Source organism: Staphylococcus sp. FSL W8-1270 (assembly GCF_038007165.1).
Classification (GTDB): Bacteria; Bacillota; Bacilli; order Staphylococcales; family Staphylococcaceae; genus Staphylococcus; species Staphylococcus hominis.
In genome coordinates this window covers 1,185,117-1,205,815 of record NZ_JBBOWQ010000001.1, presented here as the reverse complement: position 1 = coordinate 1,205,815, position 20,699 = coordinate 1,185,117, and the positions used below count along the sequence as shown (strand labels likewise).

Below are 20,699 nucleotides of genomic sequence, written 5' to 3'. Positions count from 1 at the left end.
TCACCTATTCTTTAAATAATGAAACAAATAATTTTGTTATTGTTGTTTTAGATATTCTACCTACAACTTTATATTTACTATTTTCTTTTTTTCTAACAACGGGAATTGAATCAATTTCCTTATCTATCATTTGACTTGCTGCATAGATGACGAGGTCTTCTTCTTCTAAATAAACAATATTAGGCATACGTGACATGATGACACTTATAGGCATAGTATGAATATCTTGCCCAATCATAGAGGCACGTAACAAATCTTTTCGCGAGCTCACACCAATCAATTCATCTTTTTGATTAGTAATAAATAATGTTCCTGTATCTTCTAAAAATATAGTACATATAGCATCATAAATTGTCATATCTTCTTTAACGATAACAGGTAGAGACATATGATCTTTTATTATATATTGACGTAAATGATCACTGACTAATTTATTCTTAGATTTACCTGAATAATAATAACCCACACGTGGTCTAGCTTCAATAAAACCAGACATAGTTAAAATAGCTAAATCAGGACGTAAAGTAGCACGAGTTAAATTAAGTTTATCTGCTATATGTTCACCTGTTATCGGGCCACCATCTTTAACTATTTCAATTATTTGTTCTTGTCTTTTACTTAATTCTATAGGTCTTCACCCCTTTTAATTTCATTTTTATTATACCTATTTATATATATACCTACAAATACATATAAATCCTTGCTATTCAATTTTCTATGAATTAAAATATGATTAAGCGAGTTAAGGTCGGTGGAAGCTTAACATTTCAAAAATTGGCTTATCAATATCATTACATAAAAGCGAGTGTCTACACTAATTTGGGTGGAACCGCGGGTTATTTTGTTAACACTATATATTTATATAGATGAATTATTAACTCGTCCCAAGATAATAATAAGTATTATTTTATATTTATTTATTGTCTTGGGACGTTTTTATTTTAAAAGGAGAGATAATATGGTTAAAGATATGGATACTATTGTATCACTAGCTAAGCATAGAGGATTTGTATTCCCAGGTAGTGATATTTACGGTGGTTTATCTAATACATGGGATTATGGTCCATTAGGTGTTGAATTAAAAAATAATATTAAAAAAGCATGGTGGCAAAAATTCATTACTCAATCACCATACAATGTTGGGATTGATGCTGCCATTTTAATGAATCCAAAAACTTGGGAAGCATCTGGTCATTTAGGTAATTTTAACGACCCAATGATTGATAATAAAGATAGTAAAATTCGCTATCGTGCAGATAAATTAATCGAAGACTATATGCAAAATGAAAAAGGTGACGAAAATTTCATTGCTGATGGCTTAAGTTTTGAGGAAATGAAACGTATTATCGATGATGAAGGCATTGTATGTCCTGTAAGTGGGACTGCTAATTGGACAGATATTCGTCAATTTAACTTAATGTTTAAAACATTCCAAGGTGTTACTGAGGACTCTACTAATGAACTATTTTTACGTCCAGAAACTGCTCAAGGTATTTTCGTAAATTATAAAAATGTTCAACGTTCAATGCGTAAAAAATTACCATTTGGTATTGGTCAAATCGGTAAATCATTCCGTAATGAAATCACGCCTGGTAACTTTATTTTTAGAACAAGAGAATTTGAACAAATGGAATTAGAATTCTTCTGTAAACCTGGTGAAGAAATTGAATGGCAAAATTACTGGAAAACATTTGCAAGTCAATGGTTAAAAGATTTAAACATCAATGAAGAAAATATGAGATTACGCGATCATGATGAAGAAGAATTATCTCACTATTCTAATGCGACTACAGATATTGAATATAAATTCCCATTTGGTTGGGGCGAATTATGGGGTATTGCAAGCCGTACTGATTTTGACTTGAAAAAGCACAGTGAACATTCTGGTGAAGATTTCAGATATCATGATCCAGAAACAAATGAGAAATATATTCCATATTGTATTGAACCTTCTTTAGGGGCAGATCGTGTTACATTAGCTTTCTTATGTGATGCTTATGATGAAGAAGGCGTTGAAGGTAGTAAAGATGCTCGTACAGTAATGCATTTCCACCCTGCTTTAGCGCCATATAAAGCTGCTGTTTTACCATTAAGTAAAAAATTATCTGAAGAAGCAATTAAAATCTTTGAACAATTAAGTTCTAAGTTTTCTGTTGATTTTGATGAATCACAATCAATTGGTAAGCGTTATCGTCGTCAAGATGAGATCGGTACTCCTTACTGTATTACATTTGATTTTGATTCATTAGAAGATAATCAAGTTACAGTACGTGATAGAGATTCTATGGAACAAGTTCGTATGCCAATCTCAGAATTAGAAACATTCTTAGCTGAAAAAGTTAAGTTTTAATATAACAAGAACCCACTTATTACTTACTATGAGTAATAAGTGGGTTCTTTTAATTAATTTAAACATTTTATATTATTCTAATCGCTTAAGTTGATTAATTAATTTTTGACCTTTAAAGTACATGCCAGCATATTCTCTATACAGCATTATCATTAATTCTGACATTTCATCTAATAAAGCTTGGTTAATATTAAAATGATTCATTTTATCAATTGGCAACTTTTGTAAAATATCCAATAAATAAAATGTTTTATTGGATAGCTTTAAGGCATAAGGATCATTATTTAATACAGTTTCTGAGATGGTCCCATCATATTTAAAACTGTAAGCAATAAGCTTAGATTGATCAGTATCACCAGTAATTGCACAATAATCGAAAAATGCGCCAAAACCAAATTTATTCATACATTTCAATAATACGATAATCGACATTAATTGAGCAGAATTACCTTCTGAAATTTTATTGAGTACAAATTCTAATAACTTATAATGATATAAAGAAACTTCATTTGGTTCTAATGATCGATCTATTGCTTCGACGCATAAAGTCGCATAACTACTATCAAAAATATCTAATCGTAATTGATAATATTGGTTTATGACATCAATAGAACTGAGCGTTCCCATACCTTTCCATTTATTATAAATAAATAAGCCATACACAAAGAGTTGTGTATGAGCTTGCAAGCCGGTTTTAGATTTCTTAGCACGTCTTACCATAATAGGAATTTTAGCACCATGCTCGTTTAATATTGTAATAATTTTATCGGATTCACCATAATCTACTGATTTTATGATAATTCCTTTTTGTTTTTCTAACAATGCATCTCACCGGCTTTCCTATTAATTTAAACGTTAATCTTGATCTTCAACATATCCCATTTGACGAATAAAGTTTACTTTATTTCTCCAATCTTTCTGAACTTTTACCCATAATTCGAGGTAAACTTTTGATCCGAGAAGCATTTCAATATCACGTCGAGCTCTTTTACCGACTTCTTTAAGTTTTTTCCCACCCTTACCTATAACAATTCCTTTTTGAGAATCACGTTCAACAAAAATAGTTGCTTCAATTCTTACTCTTTCTTCACTTTCCTTAATCATTCTATCTACATTTACCCCTATTGCATGGGGGATTTCTTCACTTGTTAGATGTAAGATTTTTTCTCTAATAATTTCGCCTACTACAAATTGTTCTGGATGATCCGATATTTGATCATCAGGGTAATATTTTGGACCTTCAGGTAAATAATCTTTAAGTACATCGATAAAGTGATCCACATTCAATCCTTCAAGTGCCGAAATTGGCACAATTTCAGTAAAATCCATATAGGTTTTATATTTTTCAATCTTAGGCATAAGTGCATCTGGATGAACTAAATCAATTTTATTTAACACTAGAAATACTGGTGTTTTAACATTTTTTAGCATTTCCATTATATATTCGTCACCACGACCAATATCTTCATTTACATTTACCATAAACATAATAGCATCAATTTCTGATAGTGTATTTTTAGCTACACGCATCATATAATCTCCTAATTTATGCTTAGGTTTATGAATACCTGGTGTATCTAAGAAAATGATTTGAGCATCTTCTCTTGTCATTACTCCCTGAATTTTATTTCTTGTTGTTTGAGCTTTATCTGACATAATTGCAATTTTATGTCCAATGACTCTATTCATAAACGTGGATTTTCCCACATTCGGTCTCCCTATAATAGATACAAATCCTGATTTGTGTTCTGTCATTTATTCTAAATCCTTTCCCGAAAAGCCGTGAGGTAATAGTTCTGCTACAGTTGACTTAATCATCTCACCTTTATGATTTGTCATATACACAGGCATGTCGTCATCACAGAGTTCTTTTAATACTTGACGACATGTTCCACAAGGTGATGACGGATGTTCAGCGTCAACGGTAACTGTTATTGATTCAAAATCTCCTGGTCGATAGCCTTCTGAAATTGCAGCTACTAAACTAGATCGTTCTGCACAAATCGTTGCTGGATAAGCTGCATTTTCAACATTTGCTCCATAAAAATGGCGACCGTCTTTTGTTTTTAAATATGCACCTACTTTAAAATGACTATACGGTACATAAGCACGTTGTTGAGCTTTTCTAACTTCTTGAAAATAATGTGATTGATAACTCATTTTATTGTCCCCTTTAAAAAAAGATGTGAGGTATAAAAATCATTAAACCCATAATTAGTGCAAAGATTGAAACAACCATAACACTAAAGGCGGCAATATCTTTAGCTTGTTTAGCTAATTCGTGATAGTCAGAAGTAACTAAATCTACGACGCATTCTATAGCTGTATTCACAGCCTCAAGCGTAAGTACCAAAGTGATGCTTAACAAAATAAACAACCATTCTACAGTTGAAAGTCTTACGATAATTCCTAAAATGATAGCTATGAATGCGAATATTAAGTGTATTAGATAATTGTGATCTTTTTGAAGAAGTGTTTTTAAACCATCAAAAGTGTATTTAAATCGTTTTAAAAATTTAATCTCTAGTCAATCCATATGCGTTTAAAATTTCTTTTTGGCGTCCAAACATTTCTTTTTCATCTTCTTCATTCATATGATCATATCCTAATAAGTGTAAAAAACCATGTAAAGCTAAAAAACCAAGTTCTCTTTCAAATGAATGATTATAAGATTCAGCTTGTTCCTTAGCTACATCAGTACAAATAATAATATCTCCTAACACTCTAGGAATATCTAAACCAATAATATCTGGTTCATCTTCTTCAAGTGCAAAAGAAATAACATCAGTCACTCTATCTTTATCTCGATAATTTTTATTTATTTCTTGAATTTCATCTTTATCTACAAAAGTAACTGACAATTCAGCATCTTCATGAATGTTTTCTTTTTCTTTAGCAAAGTTAATTAAGTCTTCGATTTGATGATACCATTCATCTTTAACTAAGTTTGTATGATCATTGAAATCAATCGTAAACATTTAATTGTCTCCTTCATAACGTTCGATAATTTTACTTACTAATGGGTGTCGTACTACATCACTTTGATCTAGTTCCATTATATTTATTCCTTTAACACCACGAAGGTTCTTAATAGCTTCTTTTAATCCACTTTTAACACCTTTTGGTAAGTCAATTTGAGTTTGGTCTCCAGTTACAACCATTTTTGAACCAAATCCTAGACGAGTTAAAAACATTTTCATTTGTGCATGTGTTGTATTTTGAGCTTCATCTAAAATGACAAATGCATCATCTAGAGTTCTACCCCTCATATACGCTAAGGGAGCAATTTCAATTGTACCTCGTTCAATAAAACGTGCTGTTTGTTCTCTACCTAGGACAGTATTTAAACCATCATAAAGAGGTCTTAAATATGGATCAACTTTTTCTTTTAAGTCTCCTGGTAAGAAACCTAATGATTCACCAGCTTCTACAGCTGGTCTTGTTAAAACAATTCTTTTTACTGTTCCTTTTCTTAATTGTTTTGCAGCATAAACAACTGCAAGGAAAGTTTTACCTGTTCCAGCAGGACCTATACCAAACACTAAATCATTACGTTTCATAGCATTAATATAAAGACGTTGCCCCATTGTTTTTGCACGAATTGTTTTACCAAAGGCATCTTTAGTAATCTCTTCATCATATAAATCCAATAGATATTGAATAGTGTCATTTTTAGCCATCTTTATGGCAGCCTCAACATCTTTTAATGTAATTGAATGTCCTAACTCAATTACCTTTAATAAATTTTTAAGAACTAATTCTGCTTTTTCAACATGCTCTAATACTTGACCTTTTACTGCAATTTCTTGCCCACGAGCATGTATGATAACATCAAATGCTTCTTCAATCGATTTTAAATGTTCATCATTATTACCAATTAAAGCTTGAGAATGGTTGATGTTATCTATTTGAATTATTCCTGGCATAAAAGCGCTCCTTTTCACATAAAACATATTCATTAATAATTAATCTTTCATATAAATTTTACTAAACAATGATAAAGTATACAAATTTAAATGTTTTGAATGAATAATTAACCTAAGATAATATAACATAATAAAAAGTACCAAGAACAATATGTGTTTTAGGCGCATCTTAACATATTAGGAGCATAAATAAAGAGACTTCCACGTAGAAAGTCTCTTGTAAAGGTCAGAATGAAACAATAAATGTTGTCTTATTCTTTTATTTATAACCCTTATAATTTTTTAGGTTTATTTAGTATTTCTTGCCAAATAATCCCATCAACTATCGGGTCATTGTCAAATTGAAACGTTTGATGTGTCATATTTTTTTCAATAGATTTACTATTGAGTAATTGATTCAGTTTATAACGTTTCGTTTTTTCAGATAAGTACTTATCATTAATAATTTCTTTAGCTTTCTTTTCAATTAAAGAAAGTTGTTTTTCTTTTTCTTTGTCAATTTCAGATCTCACATTAAATAATTCTTTTGATAGCGAGTCTTCTAACTGTTTTTTAATATCTTTTTCACTTTGAGATCTCTCTCGTGAAGTTGAATCACTATCTTTAGAAGGCACTTTTTCGGTATGAGATTGTTTAGTTTCAAACCGTTTTAATTCTCCACGAGGATGTTCAGTCTTAACTTCTTTTTTAAGATTTTTATCACTGTGAACCGTTTCTTTTTTAGAAGATGGTTTTGGTGATGATGTTTTTTTATTTTGTTCTTCTTCATCAAATTCTGATGCCATCTCATTAAAAGCTTCTTCTATCTGTTCAAAAATACCTTTTTTTCTTGGTGTGTTTTGCGTAGGTCTTTGTGTATTTTTGTGTGGAGGCGTTTGATTTTTTCGTTGTTCATGACTTTTATCTCTCATTGCACTAATACCAGTAACAATCACAGAAATAACGAATATAAGAATTCCAATATTCATTTAATCACCCCTCTATTTAATTTGGTGATTCATCGTCATTTTGTTCGGTACGTTTATTAATAGCGTTTCTCATACCTGTATCTGCTTCTACATTTTTTAAATTATAGTAATCTTTTACTCCAATATTACCTTTACGTAAAGCTTCAGCCATCGCTAGTGGTACTTCTGATTCAGCTTCTACTACCTTAGCACGCATTTCTTGAACACGTGCTTTCATTTCTTGTTCAGAGGCAACAGCCATAGCACGTCGTTCCTCAGCTTTAGCTTGAGCAATATTTTTATCTGCGAGTGCTTGTTCCGTTTGTAAATCAGCGCCGATATTTTTACCGATATCTACATCTGCAATATCAATTGATAAAATTTCGAATGCTGTTCCTGAATCCAATCCTTTACTTAATACTGTTTTAGAAATATTATCAGGATTTTCTAGTACTTGTGTATGATGTTCACTAGAACCAATTGTGGAAACAATACCTTCACCAACTCGTGCAATAATTGTTTCTTCTCCAGAACCACCTACAAGTCTAGAAATATTAGCTCTTACTGTAATTCTAGCTTTAGCTTTAACTTCGATACCGTTCATCGCAACACCGGCAATAAAGGGAGTTTCGATTACTTTGGGATTAACAGACATTTGAACAGCTTCTAAGACATCGCGTCCTGCTAAGTCTATTGCGGCACCTCTTTCAAAAGGTAAATTGATATCTGCACGTTGAGCTGCTATGTTGGCATCCACTACTCTATCTACATTACCACCAGCTAGATAATGAGATTCCAATTGATTTGTTGTTAAATTTAGTCCTGCTTTATGAGCTTTAATAAGAGGACCTATCACTTTACGAGGAGATACTCTACGAAGTCGCATTCCTACAAGTGTAGCAATACTAACTTTTACACCTGCAGCAATAGCGGAAATCCATAATCCGACTGGTACAAATGAAAATAATAATAATAAAGCAACTATTATAATAATCGCAATAATTATAATTCCAATATTTAACATTGACTTTACTCCTTTTATATTTTTATTTCTCTTACAACTACTCTACTACCTTCTACCTCTAAAATTTTTACTTTTTTATTTCTCAAGATAAATGTACCGTCAGAAACAGCATCAATTCTTTTGTCATCTAAAGTTATGATTCCAGCAGGTCTTAAATCAGTAGTAGTATACGCAGTTTTTCCCACTAAGTAAGAACGATCATCATGAGATCTATAACCAGCTTCTGTACTCGTTGAATCATTCAATATCACTTTATCAAAAAATGGTATTTTACGATTAAACACTTTCACCAAAATCACCCATTCTATAATAGAAAGTATTAAAGCGACAATAACATTAAAGAGCATAACTAAAATATTATCTCCTAACATAATCATACTAACAATAATAAGCACTATTCCTATAATTCCAATTACTGCTCCAACAATGAATAGTTCTATTATTACTAAGATGATACCTATGAAAAACAATAAAATTGAAATCAAATTGACATCGCCATTAATTAAAAACCCTAGAAATAGAATAAGTAACGCTAGAGAAGCTAAAATACCTAAAATATTTATCCTTTTAGAATAAAGTTGATATAAAAAACCTAAAAAGATAATACATGTAAGAATTAATAAAACAATAGGATTAACAATGATATTTGACATATCACCCAACCATGAATGATTCAATGAAGCAAAAGTATTCTCGATATGTATCAAATTTATACTTATCATTATCTCACCTCGCTCTCAATTAAATTATACATGAAATAAATACTATATTATAGTATTACAATTGTATAAAAAAACTCTCAATTAGTTTAACTAATTGAGAGAATATATATATAATTAACATTCATGTTGAGGGAGTCAACAGAGCTATTAATTATTTGAATTTACGTTTACGTGCAGCTTCTGATTTTTTCTTACGTCTTACACTTGGTTTTTCGTAAAATTCACGTTTACGTACTTCTTGGATAGTACCACTTTTAGATACTGAACGTTTAAATCTACGTAATGCATCTTCTAGTGATTCGTTTTTACGTACTACTGTTTTAGACATCTGTATTTCCCTCCCTCCAAATATCAACGAAACTTAAAGTCAATAATTGCATAGAAATAATTAACTATGCTTTATTTAGTATAATATATGAAATAATTATGGTCAATTATAAATCTTTATAATTTCAAAAATTTATAATAATACGCCTTCTTCAGTTTTATTAGTAGCATGATTAACGATTCTAACTGCACTACCAATGTTAATTGGATAATCAGCTTTATTAATTTTAACTTTAACAATCTCACCGATTAAATCCTCACTACCCTCAAATTCAACTTTCATATAATTATCTGCGTAACCTACTAATGTATCTTTTGTTTCTCCTACTTCTTCTGGAATCACTTCTAAAACTTCATTTTCAAATTTTGATGCGTATTCTTTAGCAAGTTGGTCACTTAAAGCAATAAGTTTATGTACACGTTCATTTTTAATTGACTCATCAATTTGATCATCCATACGTGCAGCAGGTGTACCAATACGTTGTGAATACGGGAAAACATGTAACTCTGAGAATTTATGTTTAACTATAAAATCATATGTTTCTTGGAATTCTTCTGCAGTTTCTCCTGGGAAACCTACTATAACATCACTTGTAACCGCTAAATCAGGTAATGCATCATGTAACTTTGTTAGTCTTTCAGAAAAATGTTCCATAGTATATTTACGGCGCATACGTTTTAATACTGTATCTGAACCTGATTGTAATGGTACATGTAAATGTCTAACCACTTTATTAGAATTTTTTAGAACATCAATGACTTCATCAGTAAGTTGACTGGCTTCAATTGAAGAAATTCTAATTCTTTCTAAACCATCAATTTCCTCAAGATCTCTGAGTAATTGAGCTAAATTATAATTTTTTAAATCTTGACCGTATCCACCGGTATGAATACCAGTTAATACAATTTCTTTATATCCAGATTGAACTAACTGTGTTGCTTGGTCAACTACTTTTTCAGGATCTCTAGAGCGCATTAAACCACGTGCCCATGGAATAATACAAAACGTACAAAAGTTATTACAACCTTCTTGGATTTTTAGAGATGCACGAGTTCTATCCGTAAAATAAGGTACATCTAATTCTTCATATGTACGATTTTTCATAATATTTCCAACACCATTAATTGGTTGACGTTCTTCTCTAAATTGATCAATATAACTAAGTAATTTATGTCTGTCTTGAGTACCAACAACGACATCTACGCCTGGAATCTCCATAATTTCAGCAGAAGATGTTTGTGCATAACAACCTGTAACACATACTACTGCATCAGGATTACGACGTATTGCTCTTCTAATGACTTGTCTACTTTTTTTATCACCTGTATTAGTCACGGTGCAAGTATTAATGACATATACATCTGCATTAGTTTCAAAATCTACTCTTTCATAATTAGCATCTTTAAATAATTGCCATATTGCTTCAGTTTCATAATGGTTTACTTTACAACCTAAAGTATGAAACGCTACTGTTGCCATTTAATTCACCCCATCAATTCTTTCTCAAAACTTATAGCACTAAGTGCATATAGTGGCGCAGTTTCTGCTCTTAATATTCTAGGGCCTAAACCAATGTTTAAGCTTACCTCCCTAAAGAGATCAATTTCCTTATCGGAAAAACCACCTTCAGGTCCAAATATGATTAACACACGATCATTCGTTTGAAAGTTGTTTAAAATATTTTTAAATCGACTTTTTTCACCATGCTTGGCTTCGTCTTCATATGCTATTAACACATAGTCATAATTATTTATGGTATCATAAATTACTTTTAAATTCGACTGAAATTTAACATCTGGAATAACAAGTCTATAACTTTGTTCAGCAGCTTCTTTTACAATCTTTTGCCATCTATCTATTTTCTTTTGTACCTTGTTCTCTTGTAATTTAACTACAGATCGATCCATACCCACTGAAATAAAATGATTGGCACCCAATTCTGTACTTTTTTGAAGCAACCATTCATATTTATCAGCTTTTATTAAACCACTACAAATCGTTACATCAACTGGTAATTCAGTGTCAATATCTAATTGGTTTATTGGTAAAACTTCAATTTGATTAGAACTTATATGTGTAATTTCAGTAATAAATACTTTTTTATCATTAAAATTAATTATAATTTTGTTACCAATCGTATTTCTCATTACATTTTTGATATGATGTATATCTTCTTCATTGGTAATAAAAAAACGCTGATGAGAATCAGCGTTTTGATTGATAAAGTATCGTTGCAAATTATTCACTCACTTTCTGACCAACAATGCAAACCCATCCATTGTCATGATTGATTGATACAATATTAAATCCAACACGCTTCATATGTGACAGTATATCTTCATGTTTTTCTTCTATAATACCTGAAGTTATAAAATAACCATCTTCATTTAGTGTATTATAAGCATCTTCAATCATTTCATCAATAATATGAGCTAAAATATTTGCGATAACTACATCAAATTTTTCATTTTCTTCTTTTAATAAATTACCGGGAATTGCTTCAATAGCATTTTCGCAATGATTTTTTCTAAAATTCTCCTTAGCCACACCAACAGCCATTTCGTCTATATCTAAGGCTTTAATTCTTTTAACACCTAATAAGTGACTAGCGATACTTAATATACCAGAACCTGTACCTACATCAATAACTGAAGAATCTGGTGTTACATAAGTTTCAATCGCTTTTAGACACATACTTGTTGTTGGATGATCTCCAGTACCAAAAGCCATTCCGGGATCTAATTCTATACACAATTCATCTTCTGATTCTTTTGAATAATCTTCCCAACTTGGAACAATCGTAAATCTCTCAGAAGCTCTAAAAGGATGAAAATAGTTTTTCCATTCATTAGCCCAATCTACTTCAGCAATAGTCTTTGCTGAAAACTCAACTACTGAATCATCTATAAGGTCCAAATTTAATATTTCATTTTTTAATTTATTTTTAAATTGAGTGTTATATTTCAATTCGTTAAAGTATGCTTTTAATCTCACACCTTGTTCAGGATAATCTTCTTTTTTTAATTCGTAGATTTCACCAAATTTATCAGTAGGTTGATTAATTAAATCATTTGAATCTTCTATAACTACTCCATTTGAACCATAGTTTTCTAATATGTTAGTGACTAAAGGTTCAACTTCATGATTTACAGTGACTGCAAATTCTGTCCAGTTCATGATTATTCACCTCTAAAGAATTTACGAGCTTTGTCTTTAAAATTAGAAGGTTGTTCTTCCGGATTTTCACCACTGATTTCCGCAAATTCTCTCATTAATTCTTTTTGTCTATCAGTTAGTTTATTTGGTGTGACAACTTTTATATTAACAAATAAATCACCATGTCCATATCCATGAACATTTTTAACGCCTTTCTCTTTAAGACGGAATTGTTTACCAGTTTGAGTACCAGCAGGAATTGTAAGCATAACATTACTGTTTAGAGTTGGTACTTTGATTTCATCGCCAAGTGATGCTTGTGGGAAGCTAATGTTAAGTTCATAGAATAAATCATCGCCATCTCTTCTAAATTTATCAGAAGGTTTAACACGGAATACTACATAAAGATCACCATGAGGACCGCCATTTTCACCAGGTGCACCTTCACCAGCAAGACGGATTTGTTGTTCATTGTCTACACCTTCAGGTACAGTTACTTCTAATTTTACTGTTTTATTTTCAGTCCCTTTACCATGACAAGTTGGACATGGTTCTTCAAATTCTTGACCACTACCCTCACACTTAGGACAAGTTTGCTCAGTTCTTACGCGTCCTAAAATTGTATTTTGTTCAACAGATACATGTCCTGAACCATGACAATAGCTACATGTTTTTTTACTTGTGCCTGGTTTAGCACCATCACCATGACATGTATGACAGGTAACATCTTTTCGAATAGAAATTTCTTTTTTAGTACCAAAAACAGCTTCATCGAATTCTAAAGTCATAGTGTATTGTAAGTCGTCACCTTTTCTAGGTGCATTTGGATCTCTTTGACGTGAACCACCAAAGAATGAGCTAAATATATCTTCAAAGCCTCCACCGAAGCCACTGAAGTCTTGTCCACCAAATCCTTGACTACCAAATCCACCTTGGGCACCGCTATGTCCAAATTGATCATAATTTGCACGTTTATTGTCATCACTTAGAACTTCGTATGCTTCAGAAATTTCTTTAAACTTTTCATCGGCGCCTTCTTCTTTATTGATGTCCGGATGATATTTTTTTGATAATTTACGATATGCTTTTTTTATTTCATCTTTTGAAGCATCTTTACTTACGCCAAGAACTTCATAATAATCTCTTTTAGCCACAAGTATCTCTCCCTTTCTAAATTTTATAATTTAAACACATACTCAAGTATCTTAACTATAAAAGAAAAAGTCAAAGCCAATGTTCAATTGACTTTGACTTTTTGGCTTACATTTATAAATGTTTACATAGTAAACGTTATAAACGATTAGCTTTATTTTTTATCTTCGTCGTCTTTAACTTCTTTGAACTCAGCGTCTTCAACATTGCTATCATTTGATTGTTGTGAACTACCTTGTGCTTGTTGTTGAGCTTGTTGAGCTTGTTGATATACTTTAGCAGATAATTCTTGAATTACTTGTTCTAATTCTTCTTTTTTAGCTTTAATATCATCTAAATCTTGACCTTCTAATGCTGATTTAAGCGCATCTTTTTTGCTTTCAGCATTTGATTTGTCTTCTTCACTGATATTTTCACCTAAGTCTTTAATTGTTTTTTCAACTTGGAATACTAAGCTGTCTGCTTCGTTTCTTAAGTCTACTTCTTCACGACGTTGTTTATCTGCTTCAGCATTTTCTTCAGCATCTTTAACCATACGATCAATTTCTTCATCAGATAATGCAGAACTTGATTGAATAGTGATATTTTGTTCTTTATTTGTACCTAAGTCTTTTGCAGTAACGTTTACGATACCGTTTTTATCAATATCAAATGTTACTTCAATTTGAGGTACACCACGTGGAGCTGGTGGAATATCAGTTAATTGGAATCTACCTAATGTTTTATTATCTGAAGCCATTGGACGTTCACCTTGTAATACGTGAATGTCTACTGCTGGTTGATTGTCAGCTGCTGTTGAATATACTTGAGATTTTGATGTTGGAATTGTTGTATTACGTTCAATTAACGTATTCATACGACCACCCATAATTTCGATACCTAATGATAATGGAGTTACGTCTAATAATACAACGTCTTTAACATCACCAGTAATTACGCCACCTTGGATAGCAGCACCCATTGCAACAACTTCATCTGGGTTTACACCTTTATGAGGTTCTTTACCAATTTCTTTTTTAACTGCTTCTTGTACTGCAGGAATACGAGTTGAACCACCAACTAGGATAACTTCATCAATTTCAGAAGTAGATAAGCCAGCATCTTTAAGTGCTTGACGAGTTGGTTCCATTGTTCTTCTGATTAATGAATCAGCTAATTCTTCAAATTTAGAACGAGTTAAGTTGATTTCTAAGTGTAATGGACCATTTTCTCCAGCTGAAATGAATGGTAATGAGATTTGTGTTTGAGATACACCAGATAAATCTTTTTTAGCTTTTTCTGCAGCGTCTTTAAGACGTTGTAACGCCATTTTATCTTGTGATAAGTCAACACCATTTTCTTTTTTGAATTCTGATACTAAATAGTCGATGATTACTTGGTCAAAGTCGTCCCCTCCAAGTTTGTTATCCCCTGCAGTTGATAATACTTCGAATACGCCATCGCCTAATTCAAGAATAGAAACGTCGAAAGTACCGCCACCTAAGTCAAATACTAAAACTTTTTGATCTTGTTCAGTTTTATCTAAACCATAAGCTAATGCTGCAGCTGTTGGTTCGTTAATAATACGTTCTACTTCTAAACCAGCAATTTTACCAGCATCTTTAGTAGCTTGACGTTCAGCATCATTGAAATAAGCAGGCACAGTAATTACTGCTTTATCCACTTTATCTCCTAAATAACTTTCAGCAGTGTTTTTTAAATTTTGTAAAATCATTGCTGAAAGTTCTTGTGGTGTATATGATTTGCCGTCAATATCTACTTTATAATCTGTACCCATATGACGTTTAATTGATTGTACAGTATTTGGGTTTGTAATTGCTTGACGTTTAGCAACTTCACCTACTTGAGTTTCTCCATTTTTAAATGCCACAACTGATGGAGTTGTTCTAGCACCTTCAGGATTTTGAATTACTTTAGGTTCGTCTCCTTCTAATACAGATACGCAAGAATTTGTAGTACCTAAGTCAATACCTATTACTTTACTCATAATAAAATTCCTCCAATTTTAAAAATTTTTCAAATTTAAATCTTATTGATTAACTTTGACCATAGATGGTCTTAAAACTCTATCTTTTAATTTATACCCTTTTTGTAATTCTTGAGTGATTTCACCAGAATTGAAATCAGGATTGTCATCTTGAACAACAGCTTGATGGAAGTTTGGATCGAATTCTTGACCTTCAGACTCAATTTCTTCTAAGCCATTGTCTTTTAATGCTCTTAATAAGCTTTCATGAATCATTTGAACGCCTTTTTTGAGAGATTTAAATGATTCGTCATTACCCTCAATTTGAAGTGCACGTTCAATGTTATCGATAGTAGGTAAAATATCAGTAAGCACGGGTTGAGCTTGATATTTTTTATTTGTTTCATTTTCATTTCGAATTCGACGCTTATAATTTTCGAATTCAGCATATAATCTTAAATATTTTTCTTCATTTTCATTTGCTTTTAATTGTAATTGTTGAATTTCTTCGTCTTTAGATTGATCATTTTTATCATCATTATCATGTTCAGATGTAGATTCATTATTTAATTCTTCTTCAGAAGGATTATTTTCTACATCATTTGAAGACGACGCTTCGTTTTTAACGTTTTCATTTTCTTCAGTATGTTCAGTGTTATTTTTCACTGATTCGTCTTTTTCTGTCATTTTATGCCCTCCAATATAATTACAATTAGATTCACCATATTTGATTAAGTAATTGAATCACATTTTGATAATGCATCGCAGTTGGTCCGATAACCGCAATTTGTCCTTTTAGTGCATCATCAAAATGGTACTGGCTCGTTATAATTGAAATATCACTTAACCCTTCATCTATTTCGTGGCCAATTTTAACATTAATTTCAGAAGTGGAAATATCTTCTAGTAACTCGATAATTTTTTCTGATTCTAGATATTGTAAAATTGGCTGAATAGAAGAAACATTGGTTTCGTTCAGTGCATCAATAAGTTTAACCTTTCCACCCATAAAAATGCTATTACTTTGTTTATGGAGATGAGAAGTTAACATGATAGTTAATTCATTTATAAAGGATTGTTCCGCCATAGAATTTGTAAATTGTTTTAATTTCTTATTAAAATCAAATTGACTTTTATAATAATTATCAGTCAGAAAATTTGAAATCCTTGTTAACCTTTCATCGTCAAACTCCATTGATTCACTTAAATGTAAATGTTCTACATGTCCAGAATTATAGATGATGACCATTATAATTATAGACGAATTTGCACGAATCAAATGAACATTATTTATAATATCTGTTTTGTGATTAGGTCGAACAACCAACGTTGCATATTGAGATTTTATTGATAATTCATCAGCAAAATAACTAAGGGCTGAAGAAATATCATAATGATTCTCAATCAAAAGTTTATTTAAACGTTGAACTTTATTTTGTTTTTGATGAGATGTTTGTTTTAACAATTGATTGACGTATAATCTAAAACCTTGTTCAGAAGGTGCACGCCCTGAAGATGAATGTATTTTTTCTAAAAAATTCAACTCTTCCAAATACTTCATTTCATTTCTAATAGTAGCTGGGCTTACATTTAAGTTATGTCTATCAATTAAGGTTTTAGAACCTATCGGTTGTCCTAAATCAACATAATCTTCAACAATTGCATTTAAAATGCTTAATTGCCTATTTGTAATCATGTCTTCACCTCATTAGCACTCCTTTGTCTCAAGTGCTAATTATAATTTAACAAATTGGTCAAAGTAAGTCAACGTTAAAGCTCTTATTTTTCAAAAAAATTTATTAATTTAATAGAAATGCTTCAAAAACTTCATTTCCAATGATTTTTCCCCTATTGGTCAATGAAATATGGTTATCTCTTTCATAAAGTAAATTTTTCTTTTTCAGATTATTTATTGTCTCACCAAATACTTTATCCATTGAGGTACCAAATTTTGAAAGAAATTTAACTTTATCGACACCTTTATTCATTCTTAATCCTAAAAACATTTCTTCTTCCATTCTTTCTGAATGAGTAGGAAAATTGGAAGTTAAAATAGGACGTTGATGATTATTAATAGCATTGATGTAATGATTAACAGGATTGAGATTCGAATAGCGTTCCCCATTTACATATCCACTTGCGCCTGCTCCAAAACCATAATATTCTTCATTTAGCCAGTAAGTCTTATTATGCCTTGATTCATGATGAGACTTAGCGAAATTTGAGATTTCATATTGTTTAAATGAGGTTTCTCCTAAAACATTCATTAAATATTGGTACATTTCAGCTCCTATATCTTCGTTTGGCAATTTTAATTTGCCTTTTCGATACATATTATAAAATTGAGTTTTAGGTTCTAAAATTAATCCATAACTTGAAATATGATCTATATCCATTTGTATTGCTCTATTAAGACTATCTGAAAAATCTTCTAATGTTTGATTTGGTAAATGATACATTAGGTCTAAACTAATCGATTCAATATTTGCTTTTCTAGCATACTCTACAGCATTATATATATCTTGAGTTTTATGTGTTCTACCTAGAATTTTTAGTAATTCTGGTTTAAATGTTTGTACGCCCATAGAAATTCTATTTACACCATATGAGTGTAGTAATTTCACTTTATCTAAGGTTAATTCATCGGGATTTGCTTCAAATGTATATTCACCTTTAATTGAAAAAGTTGACTGTATTGCTTTTAAAAGTCTTTCAAGTTGCTTGAGATTTAAAGCTGTAGGCGTACCTCCTCCAACGTACATTGTTTCAAGATTTCTAATTTCACTTGTTTTCATTTCTTTAATTAATGCAGAAATATACTCATCTACTGGTTGTTTGTTAATAAAGTACTTATTAAAATCACAATATGTACAAATCCTAACGCAAAAAGGTATATGAATATATGCACTTTTTATTGACATCGTTACACCCTCATTTTTAAGTTTTTAAAACACAAACGAGGTTGGAACACATGATTCTGGGTTCCAGCCTCGCATTAATAACCTATTCATCATCCATTTTAAGAACAGCTAAGAAAGCATCTTGTGGTATGTCTACGTTACCAACAGCTTTCATTTTTGCTTTACCAGCTTTTTGTTTTTCAAGTAATTTACGTTTACGGCTGATATCTCCACCATAACACTTAGATAACACGTTTTTACCCATAGATTTAATATTAGTTCGGGCCACAATTTTTTGACCTATTGCAGCTTGAACTGGAACTTCGAATTGTTGTCTAGGAATAAGTGTTTTTAATTTTTCAACAAGAGCTTTACCTCGTTCATATGCAAAATCTCTGTGAACGATAAAACTAAGTGCATCTACTTTGTCACCATTTAATAAAATATCCATTTTAACTAAATTACTTTCTTTATTTTCAATAAATTCATAATCAAATGAAGCATAGCCTTTCGTATTAGATTTTAATTGGTCAAAGAAATCAAATACAACTTCTGATAATGGAATTTCATAAACGATATTCACACGGATATCATCTAAGTAATCCATATTTATAAATTGGCCACGTTTACGTTGACACAGTTCCATAACTGCTCCAACATAGTCATTTGGCACCATCATTGTCGCTTTTACATATGGTTCATAAATCGCTTTAATTCTATCACGTTCAGGCATTTGAGATGGATTATCAACTGTAACTTCTGAACCATCATTCATTTCACATTTATATATAACTGAAGGTGCAGTCGCAATTAATTCTATTCCAAATTCTCGTTCAATTCTCTCTTGAATAATTTCCATATGTAGCATACCTAAGAATCCTGTTCTAAATCCAAATCCCAGTGCTTGTGATGATTCTGGTTCAAATTCTAATGATGCATCATTTAATTGAAGTTTTTCAAGAGCTTCTCTTAAATCGTTATAATCTTTATTATCAATTGGGAACAATCCACAATAAACCATTGGATTCATCTTTTTATACCCTTTTAACGGAGCATCTGCTGGTCTATCTACATGAGTGATAGTATCCCCAACACGTGAATCGTCGACATTTTTAATACTTGCAATAATATATCCAACATCGCCTACTGTAAGTTCTTCAATTGGTAGTTGTTTAGGAGTATTAATCCCAACCTCAGTAACTTCAAACTCTTTTCCTGTTGCCATCATTTTGATACGATCTCCAGCTTTTACAACACCTTCCATTACTCGAATAGAAGAAATAACGCCTCGATAAGGATCGTACTCTGAATCAAAAATAAGAGCTTTAAGCGGTGCACTAGGATCTCCTTCTGGTGGAGGAACAACTTCAACAATTTTTTCTAAGATTTCATCGATACCAATATTTGATTTGGCACTTGCTAACACAACTTCATCTTTATCTAAGCCAATAACATCTTCTAATTCTTGTTTTACTCTTTCTGGTTCAGCAGCGGGTAGATCTATTTTATTTACTACCGGTAAGAGTTCTAAATCATTATCTAGTGCTAAGTAAACATTAGCAAGAGTTTGAGCCTCGATGCCTTGTGCAGCGTCAACTACTAAAATAGCGCCTTCACATGCAGCTAATGAACGAGAAACTTCATATGAGAAATCGACGTGCCCTGGAGTATCGATTAAATGAAACGTATAAGTCTGTCCATCTTTAGATTCATATTTTAATCTAACAGCATTTAATTTAATTGTAATACCGCGCTCTCTTTCAAGATCCATTGAATCAAGCAATTGATTTTGCATTTCTCTAGTTTCTACAGATTTAGTATTTTCTAAAATTCTATCTGCTAACGTTGATTTACCATGATCAATATGAGCAATTATAGAAAAGTTTCTTATATTATCTCTTCGGTTATAGCGTTCTTGCATATCCATAACTTATCATTCTCGCTTTCGTAAATTTACCCGTATATGTATACATCTTTGACATAATATCGTTTTTAATCATTATTTGCAAATTTAAGAGAAAAGAATCATCATGTGAAGATTCTTTATTTACTTTTAATTTTAAGATTTTTCTTAAACTACATAACAATTATAAAGTGTTGTATAAAGGTTTCCAATAGTTAATATCGTTCTTTTTGTAAATAAATAGGTTTAATGTTAATAAATGATTGCACAAATATTCATGTTTTGATAAAATATTTCTTGTTGTAATCAAAATAAAATTTGATAT

At 31.3% G+C, this 20,699-nt stretch carries 21 protein-coding genes; 1 reads left to right on the top strand and 20 read right to left on the bottom strand.

Annotation, left to right across the window (positions count from 1 at the left end; genetic code table 11):
• Positions 1-4 precede the first annotated feature (4 nt).
• Positions 5-628, bottom strand: coding sequence for a helix-turn-helix transcriptional regulator (locus NSU06_RS06115; RefSeq protein ID WP_072291429.1), 624 nt, complete (start codon positions 626-628; stop codon positions 5-7).
• A 330-nt stretch (positions 629-958) separates the two neighbouring features.
• Between NSU06_RS06115 and NSU06_RS06110 the strand changes: the two genes are divergently transcribed.
• Positions 959-2,350, top strand: a complete 1,392-nt coding sequence (locus NSU06_RS06110; protein ID WP_017176219.1) for a glycine--tRNA ligase — start codon at positions 959-961, stop codon at positions 2,348-2,350.
• Positions 2,351-2,422: 72 nt separating this feature from the next.
• On the opposite strand, the gene recO is transcribed toward NSU06_RS06110, so the two are convergent.
• The 19 genes from recO to lepA form a co-directional block, all read right to left on the bottom strand.
• A complete protein-coding gene (gene recO, locus NSU06_RS06105; protein WP_017176218.1) occupies positions 2,423-3,172 on the bottom strand; it encodes a DNA repair protein RecO in 750 nt (249 codons plus the stop codon).
• A gap of 33 nt (positions 3,173-3,205) precedes the next feature.
• Positions 3,206-4,105 carry a GTPase Era gene (gene era, locus NSU06_RS06100; RefSeq protein WP_002449851.1) on the bottom strand — a complete coding sequence of 300 codons (900 nt, stop codon included), beginning with the start codon at positions 4,103-4,105 and terminating at the stop codon, positions 3,206-3,208.
• Positions 4,106-4,510 carry a cytidine deaminase gene (cdd, locus tag NSU06_RS06095; protein WP_002455278.1) on the bottom strand — a complete coding sequence of 135 codons (405 nt, stop codon included), beginning with the start codon at positions 4,508-4,510 and terminating at the stop codon, positions 4,106-4,108.
• A gap of 13 nt (positions 4,511-4,523) precedes the next feature.
• On the bottom strand, positions 4,524-4,871 hold the full coding sequence (locus NSU06_RS06090; RefSeq protein WP_029376821.1) for a diacylglycerol kinase family protein: 348 nt from the start codon (positions 4,869-4,871) through the stop codon (positions 4,524-4,526).
• Positions 4,867-5,328, bottom strand: coding sequence for an rRNA maturation RNase YbeY (ybeY, locus tag NSU06_RS06085; RefSeq protein ID WP_017176216.1), 462 nt, complete (start codon positions 5,326-5,328; stop codon positions 4,867-4,869). The genes NSU06_RS06090 and ybeY overlap by 5 nt, the downstream gene beginning before the upstream one ends.
• On the bottom strand, positions 5,329-6,276 hold the full coding sequence (locus NSU06_RS06080; protein WP_002449734.1) for a PhoH family protein: 948 nt from the start codon (positions 6,274-6,276) through the stop codon (positions 5,329-5,331).
• Positions 6,277-6,548: 272 nt separating this feature from the next.
• Positions 6,549-7,244 carry a hypothetical protein gene (locus tag NSU06_RS06075; RefSeq protein ID WP_048682790.1) on the bottom strand — a complete coding sequence of 232 codons (696 nt, stop codon included), beginning with the start codon at positions 7,242-7,244 and terminating at the stop codon, positions 6,549-6,551.
• Between the two features lie 16 nt (positions 7,245-7,260).
• Complete coding sequence (floA, locus tag NSU06_RS06070) at positions 7,261-8,247, bottom strand: flotillin-like protein FloA (protein ID WP_017176214.1); 987 nt, start codon at positions 8,245-8,247, stop codon at positions 7,261-7,263.
• A 14-nt stretch (positions 8,248-8,261) separates the two neighbouring features.
• Positions 8,262-8,969, bottom strand: a complete 708-nt coding sequence (locus NSU06_RS06065; RefSeq protein ID WP_017176213.1) for an NfeD family protein — start codon at positions 8,967-8,969, stop codon at positions 8,262-8,264.
• A gap of 151 nt (positions 8,970-9,120) precedes the next feature.
• Entirely contained in the window at positions 9,121-9,297 is a 177-nt protein-coding gene (gene rpsU / locus NSU06_RS06060) for a 30S ribosomal protein S21 (protein ID WP_002449867.1), read from the bottom strand.
• Positions 9,298-9,429: 132 nt separating this feature from the next.
• Positions 9,430-10,776, bottom strand: coding sequence for a tRNA (N(6)-L-threonylcarbamoyladenosine(37)-C(2))-methylthiotransferase MtaB (gene mtaB, locus NSU06_RS06055; RefSeq protein WP_340779612.1), 1,347 nt, complete (start codon positions 10,774-10,776; stop codon positions 9,430-9,432).
• Positions 10,777-10,781: 5 nt separating this feature from the next.
• Positions 10,782-11,534: a 16S rRNA (uracil(1498)-N(3))-methyltransferase gene (locus NSU06_RS06050; RefSeq protein WP_017176211.1), complete on the bottom strand. Its 753-nt coding sequence runs from the start codon at positions 11,532-11,534 to the stop codon at positions 10,782-10,784.
• Position 11,535: 1 nt separating this feature from the next.
• Positions 11,536-12,474 (bottom strand): 50S ribosomal protein L11 methyltransferase, encoded by a 939-nt coding sequence (prmA, locus tag NSU06_RS06045; protein WP_017176210.1) that lies wholly within the window; start codon positions 12,472-12,474, stop codon positions 11,536-11,538.
• Positions 12,475-12,476: 2 nt separating this feature from the next.
• Positions 12,477-13,607 (bottom strand): molecular chaperone DnaJ, encoded by a 1,131-nt coding sequence (dnaJ, locus tag NSU06_RS06040; RefSeq protein ID WP_017176209.1) that lies wholly within the window; start codon positions 13,605-13,607, stop codon positions 12,477-12,479.
• 152 nt (positions 13,608-13,759) lie between these two features.
• Entirely contained in the window at positions 13,760-15,592 is a 1,833-nt protein-coding gene (gene dnaK, locus NSU06_RS06035) for a molecular chaperone DnaK (RefSeq protein WP_017176208.1), read from the bottom strand.
• 42 nt (positions 15,593-15,634) lie between these two features.
• Entirely contained in the window at positions 15,635-16,258 is a 624-nt protein-coding gene (gene grpE / locus NSU06_RS06030) for a nucleotide exchange factor GrpE (protein ID WP_017176207.1), read from the bottom strand.
• Between the two features lie 31 nt (positions 16,259-16,289).
• Positions 16,290-17,267 carry a heat-inducible transcriptional repressor HrcA gene (gene hrcA / locus NSU06_RS06025; protein WP_145428781.1) on the bottom strand — a complete coding sequence of 326 codons (978 nt, stop codon included), beginning with the start codon at positions 17,265-17,267 and terminating at the stop codon, positions 16,290-16,292.
• A gap of 103 nt (positions 17,268-17,370) precedes the next feature.
• Positions 17,371-18,492 (bottom strand): radical SAM family heme chaperone HemW, encoded by a 1,122-nt coding sequence (gene hemW / locus NSU06_RS06020; protein WP_145428783.1) that lies wholly within the window; start codon positions 18,490-18,492, stop codon positions 17,371-17,373.
• An 82-nt stretch (positions 18,493-18,574) separates the two neighbouring features.
• Positions 18,575-20,398, bottom strand: a complete 1,824-nt coding sequence (gene lepA / locus NSU06_RS06015; protein ID WP_017176204.1) for a translation elongation factor 4 — start codon at positions 20,396-20,398, stop codon at positions 18,575-18,577.
• Positions 20,399-20,699: the final 301 nt, after the last annotated feature.